The 16746-nt window shown below is 71.3% G+C and carries 14 protein-coding genes; 2 read left to right on the top strand and 12 right to left on the bottom strand.

Annotated elements, in window-relative coordinates:
- Nucleotides 1-144: 144 nt before the first annotated feature.
- The 9 genes from ABT154_RS14515 to ABT154_RS14475 all read right to left on the bottom strand — a co-directional run bounded on the left by ABT154_RS14515 (nucleotide 145) and on the right by ABT154_RS14475 (nucleotide 12103).
- Nucleotides 145-1947: an IucA/IucC family protein gene (locus ABT154_RS14515; protein ID WP_351857005.1), complete on the bottom strand. Its 1803-nt coding sequence runs from the start codon at nucleotides 1945-1947 to the stop codon at nucleotides 145-147.
- Complete coding sequence (locus tag ABT154_RS14510) at nucleotides 1944-2474, bottom strand: GNAT family N-acetyltransferase (RefSeq protein ID WP_351857003.1); 531 nt, start codon at nucleotides 2472-2474, stop codon at nucleotides 1944-1946. Before ABT154_RS14510 ends, ABT154_RS14515 begins: the two co-directional genes overlap by 4 nt.
- Nucleotides 2471-3754: a lysine N(6)-hydroxylase/L-ornithine N(5)-oxygenase family protein gene (locus ABT154_RS14505; protein ID WP_351857001.1), complete on the bottom strand. Its 1284-nt coding sequence runs from the start codon at nucleotides 3752-3754 to the stop codon at nucleotides 2471-2473. Before ABT154_RS14505 ends, ABT154_RS14510 begins: the two co-directional genes overlap by 4 nt.
- The gene (locus ABT154_RS14500; RefSeq protein WP_351856999.1) at nucleotides 3741-5204 is read right to left on the bottom strand and encodes a pyridoxal phosphate-dependent decarboxylase family protein; all 1464 of its coding nucleotides are present in this window, start codon (nucleotides 5202-5204) and stop codon (nucleotides 3741-3743) included. Before ABT154_RS14500 ends, ABT154_RS14505 begins: the two co-directional genes overlap by 14 nt.
- A gap of 123 nt (nucleotides 5205-5327) precedes the next feature.
- Nucleotides 5328-6194 carry a siderophore-interacting protein gene (locus ABT154_RS14495; RefSeq protein WP_351856997.1) on the bottom strand — a complete coding sequence of 289 codons (867 nt, stop codon included), beginning with the start codon at nucleotides 6192-6194 and terminating at the stop codon, nucleotides 5328-5330.
- A 122-nt stretch (nucleotides 6195-6316) separates the two neighbouring features.
- Nucleotides 6317-7477: an acyl-CoA dehydrogenase family protein gene (locus ABT154_RS14490; protein ID WP_351856995.1), complete on the bottom strand. Its 1161-nt coding sequence runs from the start codon at nucleotides 7475-7477 to the stop codon at nucleotides 6317-6319.
- Between the two features lie 8 nt (nucleotides 7478-7485).
- Complete coding sequence (locus ABT154_RS14485) at nucleotides 7486-8415, bottom strand: hydroxymethylglutaryl-CoA lyase (RefSeq protein WP_351856993.1); 930 nt, start codon at nucleotides 8413-8415, stop codon at nucleotides 7486-7488.
- Entirely contained in the window at nucleotides 8412-10472 is a 2061-nt protein-coding gene (locus ABT154_RS14480) for an acetyl/propionyl/methylcrotonyl-CoA carboxylase subunit alpha (RefSeq protein ID WP_351856992.1), read from the bottom strand. The genes ABT154_RS14485 and ABT154_RS14480 overlap by 4 nt, the downstream gene beginning before the upstream one ends.
- Before the next feature lie 23 nt (nucleotides 10473-10495).
- Nucleotides 10496-12103 (bottom strand): carboxyl transferase domain-containing protein, encoded by a 1608-nt coding sequence (locus ABT154_RS14475; RefSeq protein WP_351856990.1) that lies wholly within the window; start codon nucleotides 12101-12103, stop codon nucleotides 10496-10498.
- 87 nt (nucleotides 12104-12190) lie between these two features.
- On the opposite strand from ABT154_RS14475, the gene ABT154_RS14470 reads away from it, so the two are divergent.
- Both ABT154_RS14470 and ABT154_RS14465 read left to right on the top strand, forming a co-directional pair.
- Nucleotides 12191-12793 (top strand): SACE_7040 family transcriptional regulator, encoded by a 603-nt coding sequence (locus ABT154_RS14470; RefSeq protein WP_351856988.1) that lies wholly within the window; start codon nucleotides 12191-12193, stop codon nucleotides 12791-12793.
- Nucleotides 12794-12945: 152 nt separating this feature from the next.
- Nucleotides 12946-13719 (top strand): phosphatase, encoded by a 774-nt coding sequence (locus ABT154_RS14465; RefSeq protein WP_056558564.1) that lies wholly within the window; start codon nucleotides 12946-12948, stop codon nucleotides 13717-13719.
- A 7-nt stretch (nucleotides 13720-13726) separates the two neighbouring features.
- On the opposite strand, the gene ABT154_RS14460 is transcribed toward ABT154_RS14465, so the two are convergent.
- From ABT154_RS14460 to ABT154_RS14450, 3 genes are read right to left on the bottom strand one after another with little or no spacing between them, the layout of a single operon-like run.
- Nucleotides 13727-14680, bottom strand: coding sequence for a cation diffusion facilitator family transporter (locus tag ABT154_RS14460; protein ID WP_351856986.1), 954 nt, complete (start codon nucleotides 14678-14680; stop codon nucleotides 13727-13729).
- Between the two features lie 21 nt (nucleotides 14681-14701).
- Nucleotides 14702-15574 (bottom strand): acyl-CoA thioesterase, encoded by an 873-nt coding sequence (locus ABT154_RS14455; protein WP_351856984.1) that lies wholly within the window; start codon nucleotides 15572-15574, stop codon nucleotides 14702-14704.
- Nucleotides 15575-16732, bottom strand: coding sequence for an acyl-CoA dehydrogenase family protein (locus tag ABT154_RS14450; protein WP_351856982.1), 1158 nt, complete (start codon nucleotides 16730-16732; stop codon nucleotides 15575-15577).
- Between the last annotated feature and the right edge of the window lie 14 nt (nucleotides 16733-16746).

Genomic DNA, 16746 nt, shown 5'->3' with positions numbered 1-16746 from the left:
GGTGTGGGACATGGCCGCGTAGGCGTCGTACGCCGGTACGGCGTCGGCGACCCGAACGGGACACGAGAACCCTCCGGAAGGCAGATGCGAGCCCCGGCGGAGGACCGTACTCCGGCGGGGCTCGCATCGGTTCCGGGGGAGGTGTCAGGCGAAGCGGGCTATCGGGTTCGTCAGGTCGCCGATCAGTTGGAGGGCCGCCGACGGGTCCGCCAGGTCGACCATCTGCTTGTTGTCGCGGAGCTGGAGGCGGTTCAGGGCGGACAGGGCGAAGGTCTCCGCGAACATGTCGTACCGGGCGAACCGGTCCGACAGTTCCGGCTTCCCGGCCTGGTAGTCGCGTACGCACTCCGCGACCGTGCGCCAGAACTCGTCCTCGGCCAGGACGTCCTCCGTCGCCAGCGTCGCCGCCAGGAAGCGGAAGAAGCAGTCGAAGACGTCCGTGAAGACCGACAGGAGCTTCATGTCCTCCGGGACGTCGGCGCGCACCCGCTCCACCGCCGGTGGCAGGACCGCCGCCGGGTCCATGACGACGATCTCCTCCGCGATGTCCTTGAAGATCGCCCGCACCACCGCGCCGCGCTCGTCCAGGACCAGGATCACGTTCTCGCCGTGCGGCATGAACGCCAGGTCGTACGCGTAGAAGCTGTGCAGGACCGGGAGGAGGTACGCGTCCAGGTACCGCCGGAGCCACACCGTCGGCGTCTCTCCGGACTCCTTGATCAGCGCCCCCGCGAACGACGCGCCCGCGTGGTCCACGTGGAGCAGGGAGGCCATCGTCGCCAGCCGCTCGCCCTCGGCGAGGGTCGGCACCGGCGACTCGCGCCAGAGCGCCGCCAGCATCTTGCGGTACGGCGAGTAGCGGTCGGTCGCCGCCTCGTACTCCAGGTGGCGGTAGCCCACCGCCGCCCGCTCCCGGATGATCGAGAAGCGCGCCGCCGCGAAGTCCCCGTCGGAGGCGATCAGACCGGCCAGCCAGTCGTTGATCGCCGGCGTCGCCTCCATGTACGCGGCCGAAAGCCCCCGCATGAAGCCCATGTTGAGCACCGAGAGCGCCGTCTTGACATAGTGCTTCGCCGGGTCCGAGGTGTTGAAGAACGTACGGATCGACTGCTGCGCCAGATACGTGTCCTCGCCCTCGCCCAGGTACACCAGGCGCTCCTGCGCCACCTCCGCCGCGAAGGTCACGGACAGCTTGTTCCACCACTGCCACGGGTGGCATGGCATCAGCAGGTACTCCGCCGGGTCCAGGCCCCGGGCGCTCAGCACCGCCGCGAAGCCGTCCACCGTCGCATCGCCCAGCTCCGCTCGGACGAAGGAGTCGTACGCGATGTCCGCGCCCGCCGTGAACGTCGCCCGGTCCCGCCGCGCGGCCAGCCAGATCAGCCGGATCCCGCTCGCGGCCTCGGGGGCGTACGCCCGGAACTCGTCGACACCGAAGCCGAGCCGGCCGTTGTTGGCGACGAAGCAGGGGTGCCCCTCCGTCATCCCCGTCTCGATCGCCTGGAAGCCGGCGCGGGCCAGCTCGGCGGAGGTCACGGGCGGCTTCGTCGACTTGTAGGCCGTACCGGCGAGGGTGGAGGAGATCTCCTCCAGGTACACCGGGAGGACCTCGTCGCTCAGGCCGAGCGAACCGCGCAGCTCGATGATGAACGCCAGTGCGTCGAGCGGGAGTTGTCCGTCACCGCGGTGACGGCTGATCGACTCCGGGTAGACCTGCCAGTGGTCGAGGGCGAACCGGTCCGCCGTGAAGCGGTACTCGGTCGTGCCGTCGTCAGCGAGCACCGCGTAGCGGCTCTCGCCCAGTTCCCTCGGGTGCAGCAGCCGCTCATGGGCGAACTCGGCGAGGCCCTTGCGGATGAGGGCGCGGTTGGCGTCGGCCCAGCGCGCGGGGGTGAGGTGCGCGACGGGGTTCGCGGCCTCGGGGGACGGGAGGTTCACCGTGTTCACGCCGTCGCTCCCACTGCCGTCTCGAACTGCGCCCTCGTGCAGAAGCTCAGCAGTGCCTTCTTCTCCGGCTTCCGGATCTCCCGCTCCGGCACGAAGCCCACCGCCTCGTTCAGCGCGTGGACCGCCGTGTTGCCCACGTCGGGCTCGACGACCACCCGCGCGGTCGCCGGGTCGGCGAACAGCTCCGTCATCACGGCCGTGATCACCGTCCGGGTGAAGCCGTGCACGGGCGTGTCCGTGGGGGCGACGAGGAAGTGCATGCCGACGTCGCCCGGCCGGGGCTCGTAGAGCCCGACCAGCTCCAGCCGGGCGGGGTCGTAGCGCTCCATCAGGAAGGCCGGTTCGCCGTCGACGAGGCCGATGAAGGCGTCGTGGTGCGGGTGGGCGGTGATCGCCGCGTACTCGCGCTCGACGTCCTGGAGCGTCGCGCCCTGCATCATCCAGAAGGCGGCTTTCGGGTGGGTGACCCAGGGGTGGATCAGCCCGGCGTCCTTCGACGGGTCGAAGGGGCGTATCGATACGGTCATGCCGCGAAATCCTGGAAGGCGATGGTCTTCTCGACGGGGTAGTACTCGCGGCCCAGCATCGCTCCGATGATGTACGCGTTGCGGTACGCCCCCATGCCGAGGTCGGGCGAGGTGATCGAGTGGGTGTGCACCCCGGCGTTCTGCAGGAAGACCCCGCCGCCGGTCGTGTCGATCGCGTAGTTGCGGGCCACGTCGAAGCGGCCCTGTCCGTCCCAGTTGAGGCGGTCGCGGACCGGCTCCAGGAAGCCGGGGACGGCGTACTTGTACCCGGTCGCGAGGATCAGGCCCTCGGTCTCCAGGGTGAAGTCCTTCTCCTGCTCCTCCTGGCGGAAGCCGAGGCGGTACGTGCCCGTCGTGGCGTCGTACGCGGCCGAGTGCAGCGCCGAGTTGGTGAGCAGCCGGGTGGGGACCGGGCCGTTGAGGTTCTTCTGGTAGAGCAGGTCGAAGATCGCGTCGATCAGCTCGCCGTCGATGCCCTTGAAGAGGCCCTTCTGCTCCGTCTCCAGGCGGTAGCGGGTCCGCTCGGGCAGCGCGTGGAAGTAGTCCACGTACTCCGGGGAGGTCATCTCCAGGGTGAGCTTGGTGTATTCGAGGGGGAAGAAGCGCGGGGAGCGGGTGACCCAGTTCAGCCGGTAGCCGTGGACGCCGATCTCGCTCAGGAGGTCGTAGTAGATCTCGGCGGCGCTCTGGCCGCTGCCGACCAGGGTGATCGACTTCTTCCTCTGCAGCTCCTCCTTGTTCGGGAGGTAGCGCGAGTTGTGGATCAGGTCGCCGCCGAGGTCCCGGCAGGTCTCGGGGACGTACGCGGGGGTGCCGGTGCCGAGGACCAGACGACGGGAGCGGAACGTTTCGCCGGAGTCGGTGGAGACGACGTACACCTCGTCGGCCTCGTCGAAGGTCACGGTCGTGACCGTCGTCGAGAAGCGGACCGAGGAGAGTTTCCCGGCGGCCCAGCGGCAGTAGTCGTCGTACTCGGTCCGCAGCGGGTAGAAGTTCTCGCGGATGTAGAACGAGTACAGCCGGCCTTTCTCCTTCAGGTAGTTGAGGAAGGAGTACGGCGAGGTCGGGTCGGCCATCGTGACCAGGTCCGACATGAACGGGGTCTGGAGGTGGGCGCCTTCGAGGAACATACCCGAGTGCCACTCGAAGTCCGGCTTCGACTCGAGGAACAGGCCGTTCAGCTCGTCGACCGGCTCGGCCAGGCAGGCGAGTCCGAGGTTGAACGGACCGAGCCCGATGCCGATGAAATCGAGGGTCTGAGCCGTCTCAGGCGTGGACAAGGTTCTCTCCCAGGTACTGCTCGGCGTGGCCGGCTATCAGATCGAGGACGGCGGCGATGTCGGCCGCGGTGGTCTCGGGGTTGAGCAGGGTGAACTTGAGGTACTGGTGCCCGTCGACCTTCGTCCCGGCGATGACGGCCTCGCCGGAGGCGAAGAGGGCCTTGCGGGCGTGGAGGTTGGCCCGGTCGATCTCCTCGGGGGGGACGACGGCCTCCGGGACGTACCGGTAGACGAGGGTGGAGAGCCGCGGCTCGACCACCACGTCGTAGCGCGGGTCGGCGGTGAGCAGCGCGAAGCCCTCGGCGGCCAGGTCGCAGACCTCGTCGAAGAGCTGACCGACACCGTCGGCGCCCATCACGCGCAGCGTCATCCAGAGCTTGAGCGCGTCGAAGCGGCGGGTGGTCTGGAGGGACTTGTCGACCTGGTTGGGGATCTTCTCGGCGACCGTGCGGCGCGGGTTGAGGTAGTCCGCGTGGTACGTCGCGTGGCGCAGGGTGGCGCCGTCGCGGACCAGCAGGGCAGAGGAACTGACCGGCTGGAAGAAGGACTTGTGGAAGTCGACGGTGACCGAGTCGGCCCGCTCGACGCCGTCCAGGAGGTGGCGGCGGGTCGGCGAGGCCAGCAGCCCGCAGCCGTAGGCGGCGTCCACGTGCATCCAGGCGCCGTACTCCTCGGCGAGGGCGGCGACCTCGGGCAGCGGGTCGATCGAGCCGAAGTCGGTGGTGCCGGCGGTGGCGACGATCGCCATCGGGACCAGGCCCTCGGCGCGGCAGGCCTCCAGCTCGGCGGCGAGGACGACGGACTGCATCCGCTTGTCCCGGTCGACCGGGATGGAGATGACGGCGTCCTGACCGAGACCGAGGAGGGTGGCCGACTTCTGGACGCTGAAGTGGCTGCATTCGGAGGAGAAGACGCGGAGCCCGGACAGCTCGGCGGGGCCGTTCCGGTCGGTCCGTCCCGCCGTCGCCTCCTCGCGGGCGAGGAGCAGCGCCTGCAGGTTCGACTGGGTGCCGCCGCTGGTGAACACCCCGTCGGCGAGCGGGCCGAGGCCGATACGGCCGGTGGTCCAGTCGACGAGCCGGCGCTCGATGAGGGTGCCGCCCGCGCTCTGGTCCCAGGTGTCCAGCGAGGAGTTGACCGCCGAGAGGACGGCCTCGCCGAGGACGGCGGGGATGACCACGGGGCAGTTGAGGTGCCCGAGGTAGCGGGGGTGGTGGAAGTAGACGGCGTCGCGGAGGTAGACGCTCTCCAGCTCGTCGAGGGCGGCGGAGGAGTCGCCGAGCGGGCGGTCGAGGTCGACGGCGTCGATGACGGGCGCGAGTTCGGCGGGCGTCACGCCCGTGAACGGGCCGCGCGTCGCGGCGAGTTTCCTCGCCACCCGCTCCACTCCTTCGGTGACGGAGCGCCGGTAGCTCTCCGCCGTCGTGTCGTTGAGCAGGTGGGAACGCATGTGGGGCCCTTCCGGGAGCGGACTCGGTCGGTTTAAGTAAGGTTAGCCTAACCTCACTTCACCGCACAACGGCCCCCAACCCGAAGGGCTGGGGGCCGTTGGCCCTGTGGGGGTACGGGTGGGTTACGCCGCGTCCCGCGCCTCGTCCTGTGCCGTCTCGTCAGGGACCTCGCGCAGCGCGTCCTCGGACAGCCCCTTGCGCCAGTAGCCGACGAACGTCACCCGGCGCCGGTCGAGTCCGCGCTCCCGTACGAAGTGCCGGCGGAGCGCCTTCACCGCGCCCGACTCGCCCGCGATCCAGACGTACGGGTCCTCCCCGGGCAGTTCGGCCCCGCGCACCGCGTCCACGGCGGTCGGCGCCCCGTCCTCCCGTACGAGCCAGGTGACGGTCGCGTCGGCGCGCGTCGACAACTCCATGCGGTCGCCGGAGTAGGGCACTTCGAGGAAGACCCGGGCCCGGGTGTCGGCCGGCAGCCACTCCAGGATCGCCGAGGCGGCCGGAAGGGCGGTCTCGTCCGCCCAGATCACGACGGAGTCGGCGTCCTCGGGCAGCCGGAAGCGGACGCCGGTGTTCTCCGCGACGGCCGGGCCCAGTACGACCACCCGGTCGCCGGGTGCGGCGCGGCCGGCCCAGCGGCAGGCGGGGCCGCCGTCCTCATGGACCGCGAAGTCGATGTCCATCTCGTGCACCGGCTCGGTGCGCTGCTCGCGGACGGTGTACGAGCGCATCACGGCCCGCTCGTCGTCGGGCATCGCGCGCCAGGCGCCGAGGATCGCGTACATGTCGGGATCGTCCAGCGGCGGCAGGACGGGTGCCGGCTGGCCGGGGTGCGGCAGGAAGAGCGAGAGCGACTGGTCGCGGCCCCCGGCGGCGAAGTTCTTGAGCGCGTCCCCGGTGAAGGTGACCCGGACCAGGGACGGGCCGAGCCGCCGGGTCCGGTCGACCTGGAGGGGGAAGAACTGGAAGGGGGCGGTCTCGGCGTGCGTCATGAAAACGTAGGTTAGCCTAACCTCACTAATCTCCATAGGGGTACGGGGGCAGGGGGTACGGGGGTACGGCGAAGCCCGCCGCCCCGAGGGGACGACGGGCTCGCCGCGGGGAGGGGTCCGCGTCAGGCCGGCAGGCCCAACTCCCGTGCGATCAGCATCCGCTGGACCTCGCTCGTGCCCTCGCCGATCTCCAGGATCTTCGAGTCGCGCCACATGCGGGCCACCGGGTACTCGTTCATGAAGCCGTAGCCGCCGTGGATCTGGGTCGCCTCGCGGGCGTTGTCCACCGCCACCGTGGAGGAGTACAGCTTCGCGATGGCCGCCTCCTTCTTGAAGGGCTCGCCGAGGACCAGCCGCGAGGCCGCGTCCCGCCAGCCGATCCGGGCCATGTGCGCCTTGGTCTCCATGTCGGCGATCTTGAACTGGATGGCCTGGTTGTCCGCGATCGGGCGGCCGAAGGCGTGCCGCTCGTGCGCGTACTTCACCGACTCGTCGACACAGCCCTGCGCGAGGCCCGTGGCGAGCGCCGCGATGGCGACCCGGCCCTCGTCGAGGATGCGCAGGAACTGCGCGTACCCGCGGCCCTCCTCGCCGAGCAGGTTCTCCACCGGGACGCGGACGTCGACGAAGGACAGCTCGCGGGTGTCCGAGGCGTTCCAGCCGACCTTCGAGTACGGGGCGGCGACCGTGAAGCCCGGGGTGCCGGAGGGCACGATGATCGAGGAGATCAGCGGCCGTCCGTCGGGCTTGCGGCCGGTGACCGCCGTGACCGTCACCAGACCCGTGATGTCCGTACCGGAGTTGGTGATGAAGCACTTCGAGCCGTTGATCACCCAGTGGTCGCCGTCGCGGACGGCGGTGGTGCGGGTGCCACCGGCGTCGCTGCCGGCGCCCGGCTCGGTCAGCCCGAACGCACCGAGGACCTCACCGGCGCACAGCTTCGGCAGCCACTCGCGCTTCTGCTCCTCGGTCCCGAAGCGGAACACCGGCATCGCGCCGAGCGAGACACCGGCCTCCAGGGTGATCGCGACGGAGGAGTCGACCCGGGCCAGCTCCTCCAGGGCGATCCCGAGCGCCAGATAGTCGCCGCCCATGCCGCCGTACTCCTCGGGGAACGGCAGCCCGAACAGGCCCATACGGCCCATCTCGCGGACGATCTCGTACGGGAACTCGTGCCGCTCGTAGAGGTCGCCGATCTTCGGCGCCACCACGTCGTGCGCGAACGCCTCGACGGTACGGCGGAGTTCCTCGTGCTCTGTGGAGAGCCGGTGGTCGAGGGACATGGTGTTCGTCACTCCTTGTGGGAGAGGGCGCGGACGGTACGGGAAGGGCTGGGGCGGCCCAGCCGCTCGGCCATCCACACGCTCGTGGCGGTGAGGGCGGCCAGGTCGACACCGGTCTCGATGCCGAGACCGTCGAGCATCCACACGAGGTCCTCGGTGGCGAGATTGCCGGTCGCGCTCTTCGCGTACGGGCAGCCGCCGAGGCCGCCGGCGGAGGCGTCGACCGTGGTCACCCCGTGGCGCAGCGCGGCCAGGGTGTTGGACAGGGCCTGTCCGTAGGTGTCGTGGAAGTGCACGGCGATACGGGAGGTGGGGACGCCGGTCTCGTTCAGGGCCGTCAGGAGGGCCTGGACATGACCGGGGGTGGCGACGCCGATGGTGTCGCCGAGGCTCAGTTCGTCGCAGCCCATGTCGGCGAGGGCCTTGGTGACCCGGACGACCTGCTCGACCGGCACGGCGCCCTCCCAGGGGTCGCCGAAGCACATCGACAGGTAGCCGCGGACCTTGAGCCCCGCCTCTATGGCGCGGGTGACGGTCGGCGCGAACATCGCGAGCGCCTCGTCGACGGTCCGGTTGAGGTTGGCCTTCGCGAAGGACTCGGTCGCCGAGGCGAACACGGCGACCTCGCGGGCGCCGAGCGCGAGGGCCCGGTCGAGACCCCGCTCGTTCGGCACGAGCACCGGGAGCCGGACGGGGAGGTCCCGAACGCGCGGGAACAGCTCCTCCGCGTCGGCCAGTTGGGGCACCCACTTCGGGTGCACGAAGCTGGTCGCCTCGATCGTGCCGAGCCCGGCGGCGGCCAGCCGCCGCACGAACTCCGCCTTCACATCGGTCGGGACGGCCGTCTTCTCGTTCTGCAGCCCGTCCCGGGCACCGACCTCGTGGATCCGGACCCGGGCGGGGAGCGCGGGGTCCCGGACGGTCATGGGCAGGGTCATTCCGCTGCCTCCTCGCGGGGGGTCACCACGGCCAGGATCTGGTCCATGGCGACGGTGGAGCCGGGGGTGACGTCCAGCTCGGTGACGGTGCCGGCGTGCGGGGCGGAGATGACGTGCTCCATCTTCATCGCCTCCACCACCAGCAGGCTCTGCCCGGCCTCGACCTCGTCCCCGACGGCCACCTTGACGACGGTCACCGTCCCGGGCATGGGCGCGGCGAGCGTGTCGGCACCGCCGTGCCGGGCGCCGGAGAGGGCGGCGGCGACGGGGTCGTGATCCATGACGTGCCAGGAGTCGCCGTCGCGGCCGAGCCAGATCCCTTCCGCGGAGGTGGCGAGGGTGAAGCGGTGGGTGACGCCGTCGAGGTGGAAGGCGATCTCCCCCACCCCACCCCTTCCCGCAGCGCCGACCAGCGGCCCCGCCGCGGGCCTGCCGGGAGCTTCGGGGTCGCTGACCAGGGCAGCGGTGAGAGCGGCGGGCGCCTCGCCCAGCAGAAGCACGGATTCGGTGGCCGTGCCGCGCACGCGGGTGGCGATCGGGTCGTGGCCCGCCACGCGGAAGTGGAGGGTCGTCCAGGCCGGCTGGCCGCCCAGGCGCCAGCCGCTACGGACCCCGAAGGGGTCCACCCAGCCCCCGGCAGGGTTTCGGGAAGGGGCGGGGTGGGGGAAGTGACGCAGCAACGCAGCCGCCACGTACACCTCCGCCGGCACCGACCCGTCGACCAGCGACTCCGCGTCCCGCTCCACCAAGCCCGTGTCCAGCGCGCCCGAGACGACGTCCGGGTGGGCCAGGAGGCGGCGGAGGAAGCCCGCGTTCGTCGGGACGCCCAGGGTGACCGTGTCCGCCAGGGCCGCGCGCAGCTTCCGCAGGGCCGCCTCGCGGGTGGGGGCGTGGACGATGACCTTCGACAGCATCGGGTCGTAGAGGGACGAGACCTCCGTGCCCTCCGAGAGACCCGAGTCCGTGCGGACCCCGGCGCCCGCCGGCTCGTTCAGCGCCAGGACCGTACCGCCCGAGGGCAGGAAACCGCGCGAGGGGTCCTCCGCGCAGATACGGGCCTCGACCGCCCAGCCGTCCAGCCGGACGTCCTCCTGCGCGAACGGCAGCGGCTCGCCCGACGCCACCCTCAGCTGCCACTCCACCAGGTCGACGCCGGCGATCAGTTCGGTCACCGGGTGCTCGACCTGGAGGCGGGTGTTCATCTCCATGAAGCAGTACGAGGACGGGTCGCCGCCCGGCACGATGAACTCGACCGTGCCCGCGCCGACATACCCGCAGGACCGGGCCGCCTCGACCGCCGCCGCGCCCATCGAGGCCCGGAGCTCCGGGGTCAGCAGGACGCTCGGCGCCTCCTCGATGATCTTCTGGTGGCGCCGCTGGAGCGAGCACTCGCGCTCGCCCAGATGGATCACGTTCCCGTGGGTGTCCGCGAGGACCTGGATCTCGATGTGCCGGGGCCGGTCGATCCACCGCTCCACCAGCAGCGTGTCGTCACCGAAGGAGGCGCGGGCCTCGCGCCGGGCCGCCGCGATCTCGTCCTCCAGGACCGTCAGGTCCCGGACGAGCCGCATGCCCTTGCCGCCGCCGCCCGCGCTCGGCTTGAGCAGGACGGGCGCGCCCAGCTCACGGGCGGCGTCGACGATGTCGGGGTCCGCGGCGCCGGGCACCACGGGCACGCCCGCCGCCTTCACGGTCTCCTTCGCCCGGATCTTGTCGCCCATCAGGGAGATCGCGGCGGCGGAGGGGCCGATGAAGACCAGGCCCGCGTCCGCGCAGGCCTGCGCGAAGCCGGCGTTCTCCGCGAGGAAGCCGTAGCCGGGGTGGACGGCCTGCGCGCCGGTCCGCCGGGCCGCGTCGAGCAGCGCCGGGACGGACAGATACGACTCGGAGGCCGGCGGCGGGCCGATCCGTACCGCCGTGTCCGCCTCCCGTACGTGCCGGGCGTCGGCGTCCGCGTCGCTGTACACGGCCACCGAGCGGACGCCCATCTCCCGCAGGGTGCGGATGACGCGGACGGCGATCTCGCCCCGGTTGGCCACGAGGACGGTGTCGAACATGCTGTGCATCTCCTGGGGGCCCTTCACATCCGGAAGACGCCGAACTGGGGGTCTCCCAGGGGCGCGTTGGCACAGGCGGTCAGGGCGAGTCCGAGGACCTGCCGGGTCTCCATCGGGTCGATGACCCCGTCGTCCCAGAGCCGGGCGGTCGCGTAGTAGGCGTTGCCCTGGCTGTCGTACTGCTCGCGGATCGGGGCCTTGAAGGACTCCTCGTCCGCCGCGCTCCAGTCGTCGCCGAGCTGGTCGCGCTTGACGGTCGCGAGGACGGACGCGGCCTGCTCGCCGCCCATGACCGAGATCTTGGCGTTGGGCCACATCCACAGGAAGCGCGGGGAGTACGCCCGGCCGCACATCGAGTAGTTGCCCGCGCCGTACGAACCGCCGACGACGACCGTCAGCTTCGGGACGCGGGTGGTCGCCACGGCCGTGACCATCTTGGCGCCGTGCTTGGCGATGCCACCGTGCTCGTACGCCTTGCCGACCATGAAGCCGGTGATGTTCTGCAGGAAGACGAGCGGGATGCCGCGCTGGTCGCACAGCTCGATGAAGTGCGCGCCCTTCTGGGCGGACTCGGCGAACAGGATGCCGTTGTTGGCGACGATGCCGACCGGGTGGCCGTGGATCCGGGCGAAGCCGGTGATCAGTGTCTGCCCGTACTCGGACTTGAACTCCTGGAAGCGGGAGCCGTCCACGACCCGGGCGATGACCTCGCGCACGTCGTACGGGGTGCGGGAGTCGACCGGCACCGCGCCGTACAGCCCGGCGGGGTCGACCTTCGGCTCCTCGACCGGCTCGACCGACCAGGGGAGCGGGCCGCGCCCGGGGAGCGTGGCGACGATGTTCCGGACGATCCGGAGCGCGTGGGCGTCGTCCTCGGCGAGGTGGTCGGTGACGCCGGAGATCCGGGAGTGGACCTCGCCGCCGCCCAGCTCCTCCGCCGTGACGACCTCACCGGTCGCGGCCTTCACCAGCGGCGGACCGCCGAGGAAGATCGTGCCCTGGTTCCGTACGATCACGGCCTCGTCGCTCATCGCCGGGACGTACGCGCCACCGGCCGTGCACGAGCCCATGACCGCCGCGATCTGCGGGATGCCCGCGCCGGACATCCGGGCCTGGTTGTAGAAGATCCGGCCGAAGTGCTCCCGGTCGGGGAAGACCTCGTCCTGCATCGGCAGGAAGGCGCCGCCGGAGTCGACCAGATAGAGGCAGGGGAGACGATTCTCCAGCGCCACCTCCTGGGCCCGCAGGTGCTTCTTCACCGTCATCGGGTAGTACGTGCCGCCCTTGACGGTCGCGTCGTTGGCGACGATCACGCACTCGCGTCCGCTGACCCGGCCGATGCCCGCGATGACGCCGGCCGCCGGGGCCGCGTCGCCGTACATGCCGTTCGCCGCGAGCGGGGCCAGCTCCAGGAAGGGCGAGCCCGGGTCGAGGAGCGTGTCCACCCGGTCGCGCGGCAGCAGCTTCCCACGCGCGGTGTGCCGGGCCCGCGACTTCTCGCCACCGCCCAGCGCCGCGGCGGCGAGCTTGTCGCGCAGGGTCGCGGCCAGCTCGTGGTGCGCCGCCTCGTTCGCCTGCCAGGCCGGCGAGGCGGGATCCGCCGCACTCGCCAGCACAGGTGCCTGCTGCATCCCTCGAGCTCCCTTGCTCGGTTAATGAGCGTTAACGTATGACGCTCAGGTTAACGACCGCTAACCGCGTTGTCTAGGATGGAACCCATGGCCACGACTCCGACCTCCACCGCCACCGGCAGGATCGACGCCCCCACGCGGCGCGAGCAGATCCTCAAGGAGGCCGCCCGCCTCTTCGCCGAGCGTGGGTTCCACGGCGTGGGCGTGGACGAGATAGGGGCCGCCGTCGGCATCAGCGGCCCCGGGCTCTACCGGCACTTCCCCGGCAAGGACGCGATGCTCGCCGAGCTGCTGGTCGGCATCAGTGAGCGGCTGCTGTCCGGCGGGCGGCTGCGGGTGGCCGAATCCGACGGGGACCCGCGCGTCCTCCTCGGTGCCCTCATCGACGGGCACATCGACTTCGCCCTCGACGACCGGCCGCTGATCACGCTCCACGACCGCGAGCTCGACCGCCTCAAGGACGAGGACCGCAAGCGGGTGCGGCAGCTCCAGCGGCAGTACGTGGAGCTGTGGGTGACGGTCGTGCGCGAGCTGTACCCGGACGCCGGGGAGTCGGAGTCGCGGACCGCCGTCCACGCCGTCTTCGGACTCCTGAATTCCACCCCGCACCTGGCCGCGCTCGGCCGGGGCCCGATGGAGGCCCTCCTCAAGCGACTGGCCCACGGGGCCTTCGGGGCGCTCGCGGGGTAGGTCCCGGTGGGGTCGGCCACGGCTTCCGGCGTGGTCGGCCGCGGTCTTGGCCGGGCCGGCCACGGCTCCCGCGGGTCCGGCCACGGCTTCCGGCGGGTCCACGGGACGGAACGATTGCCCGTCACGCGGTGGTGTCCTCCAGAATGAACCCCATGCCGATACTCAGCCGCCCCGCCCTCGTCGAGCACCTCGTCCGCACCCGGATCGCGGGAGACGTCGCGACCCCGCGCGACAACAACCTCTCCCACTACCGCAAGCTCGCCAACGGGGACCGGCACTACTGGCTCGGCCTGGAGCTCGGTGACCGCTGGACCGACGAGCAGGACGTGCTCGCCGTGATGGCCGAGCGCTGCGGCGTCATCGACGACCCGGCCCACCGCGCCGGCCAGGACACCATCGATCCCGAGCTGACCGTCGACGGCCTCGACCGGATGGCCGCCCGGCTGCGCAAGGCCGCCGCGGGCCGCGAGCGGGTCCTCTTCGCGACCGGCCACCCCGGCGCGCTGATCGACGTGCACAGCCGGGTCGCCGCCGCGCTGCGCGCCCAGGGCTGCGACATCGTCCGCATCCCCGGCGGGCTCGTCGCCGACGAGGGGTACGTCGTGCAGTTCGCGGACGTCGCCGTCTTCGAGCGCGGAGCCAGCCTCTGGCACACCCACTCCCCGGAGCCGATGAACGCGATCCTGGACGGGCTCGGCGAGGACGGCCGCCCCGACCTGGTGATCGCGGACCACGGCTGGGCCGGGCGCGCGGGCCAGCGCGGGATCGACTCGGTCGGCTACGCGGACTGCAACGACCCCGCCCTCTTCATCGGCGAGGCGGAGGGCACGATGCAGGTCACGATCCCCCTGGACGACCACGTCCTGGACCCCCGCTACTACGAGCCGCTGACGGCGTACACGCTGGACGCGGCGGGCCTCGCCTGACGGTCCCCTACCCCTCCCGCCCGTCCCGGCGCCGCGCCACGCCCGGGGTCGGGTCCAGGTACACCCGGCGGATCTGGGGGAAGCGTTCGCGGAGCTGTTGTTCGGCGTCCTCGCAGGCCCATTCGACCTGCGCCGCCGACGCGACGTCCCGGAAGTCGACCTTCGCCGCGATCAGGACCTCGCCGGGGCCCTGGATGAGGGTGGTCAGATCGAGGACGTCCACGATGTGCGGGACGGAGAGCAGCTCCTCGCGGACCTCCTTCCGCATCGTGCGGGGGAGCGGCCGGCCGATGAGCAGTTCGGCGTTGGAGCGGCCGAGCACCCAGGCCACGTACACGAGCAGGCAGCCGATCAGGATCGAGGCGACGCCGTCCCAGACGCCGGAGCCGGTGATCTGGACGCCGAGGAGGCCGCCCGCCGCCAGCATGAGTCCGGCGAGGGCGGCGGAGTCCTCCATGACCACGGCCTTGACGGTGGTGTCGGGCATCAGCCGCAGATAGCGCGCGAAGGGAGCCCGTACCCGCTCCGCCTCGGCCTTCACCTGCTTCACGCCGGTCCGCAGGGAGAAGCCCTCCAGAAGGAACGCGACGCCCAGGACGATGTAGGAGATCAGCGGGTCGCCCGGCTCCTCGCCGTGGGCGAGGGCGTGGATGCCGTCGTAGATCGAGAAGACCGCGCCGCCGACGAAGGTGGCCACGGCCGCGAGCATCGCCCAGACATAGCGCTCGCCCGCGTACCCGACGGGGTGGTCCTCGTCGGCCGGCTTCTCGCTCCGCTTGAGCGCGGTGAGCAGCATGACCTCGGTGACCGTGTCGGCGACCGAGTGGGCGGCCTCCGAGAGCATCGCGCTGGACCCGCTGACGACGCCGGCGACGGCCTTGGCGACGGCGATCCCCAGGTTCGCCGCCGCCGCCACGATCACCGTGAAGGCGCTCTCACCGTTCTCCGACTGCTCTGTCATGACATCGGACGGTATGTCCGGTCATCGGCGCGGCACGCGAACGACACCCTCCTGGATGACCGAGATCGCGAGCCGTCCGTCCTGGGTGTAGATCCGGGCCTGGCCGAGGCCGCGCCCGCCGGACGCGGTCGGCGACTCCTGGTCGTACAGCAGCCATTCGTCGGCCCGGAACGGCCGGTGGAACCACATCGCGTGGTCCAGGGAGGCCCCGACCACGTCCCCGACGGCCCAGCCGCCCCGCCCGTGCGCGAGCAGGACGGAGTCGAGCAGGGTCATGTCGGAGACGTACGTGGCCAGGACGACGTGCAGCAGGGGGTCGTCGGCGAGTTTGCCGTTGGTACGGAACCACACCTGCGAGCGCGGCTCGCGCGGCTGCCCGACGGAACCCCAGGGCGGCACGTCGGCGTACCGCAGGTCCACCGCCGCGCGGGCCTCGACCAGCCGGTCCGCGACCTCCCGGGGGAGGTGGCGGGGCAGCATCTCGGCCGGTGTGGGCAAGGACTCCGGGTCCGGCGCGGGCGGCATGTCCGCCTGGTGGTCGAGCCCCTCCTCGTACACCTGGAAGGAGGCGGAGAGGTGGAAGATCGGCTGCCCGTGCTGGACGGCGACGACCCGGCGGGTGGTGAAGGAGCGTCCGTCGCGGATGCGGTCGACCGTGTAGACGATCGGCGCGCCCGGGTCCCCGGGGCGCAGGAAGTACGCGTGCAGGGAGTGCGCGAGCCGGTCGGCCGGCACGGTCCGGCCCGCCGCCACCAGCGCCTGGGCGGCCACCTGGCCGCCGAAGACGCGGGGGACGAGCGCGGACCGGGACTCGCCCCGGAAGATGTCCCGCTCGATCCGCTCCAGGTCGAGCAGATCGAGCAGGGCATCGAGTGCGGTGTGCGGTTCGGGCACTTAGAGGCCCATGTCCTTGGCGATGATCGACTTCATGATCTCGCTGGTGCCGCCGTAGATGCGGTTGACGCGGTTGTCGGCGTACAGGCGGGCGATCGGGTACTCGTTCATGTAGCCGTAGCCGCCGTGCAGCTGGAGGCAGCGGTCGATCACGCGGTGCGCGACCTCGGTGCAGAACAGCTTGGCGCTCGCGGCCTCGGCGGGGGTGAGCTCGCCCGCGTCGAGGGCCTCAAGGGCGCGGTCGGCGACGGCCTCGGCGGCGTCGACCTCGGCCTTGCAGGCGGCCAGCTCGAACTTGGTGTTCTGGAAGGAGGCGACCGTCTTGCCGAAGACCGTGCGCTCCTGCACGTACTGCTGGGCGAAGCGGACGGCGGCCTTGGCCTGCGCGTAGGCACCGAAGGCGATGCCCCAGCGCTCGGAGGCGAGGTTGTGGCCGAGGTACGAGAAGCCCTTGCCCTCCTCGCCGAGCAGGTCCTCGACCGGCACCTTGACGTCGACGAAGGCCAGCTCGGCCGTGTCGGAGGTGCGCAGGCCCAGCTTGTCCAGCTTGCGGCCGACGGAGTAGCCCTCGGACTTGGTGTCCACGGCGAAGAGGGAGATACCGAAGCGGCGGTCCTCGGCGCTCGGGGCGGAGGTGCGGGCGCAGACGATCACGCGGTCGGCGTGGACGCCACCGGTGATGAAGGTCTTGGCACCGTTGAGGACGTAGTGCGTGCCGTCCTCGGAGAGCTTCGCGGTGGTCTTCATGCCCGCGACGTCGGAGCCGGTGCCCGGCTCGGTCATCGCGAGGGCCCACATCTCCTCGCCGGTGACGAACTTCGGCAGGTAGCGCTTCTTCTGGTCGCCGGTGGCGAGCATCTTGATGTACGGCAGGGCGAGCAGCACATGGACGCCGGAGCCGCCGAACTGCACGCCGGCGCGCGAGGTCTCCTCGTACAGGACGGCCTCGAACTTGTGGGTGTCCAGGCCCGCGCCGCCGAACTCCTCGGGCACGTTGATGCCGAAGATGCCCAGCTCACCGAGCTTGTCGTAGAACTCGCGGGGCGCCTGGCCCGCGGCGAACCACTCGTCGTAGACGGGGACGACCTCGGCCTCGATGAAGGCGCGGATGGTCTCCCGGAACGCCTCGTGGTCCTCGTTGAATACGGTACGGCGCACGGACGCCCCTTCCA

The organism is Streptomyces sp. NPDC001728 (assembly GCF_040297565.1).
GTDB lineage: Bacteria > Actinomycetota > Actinomycetes > Streptomycetales > Streptomycetaceae > Streptomyces.
This window is presented reverse-complemented; position numbering and strand designations above follow the sequence as displayed.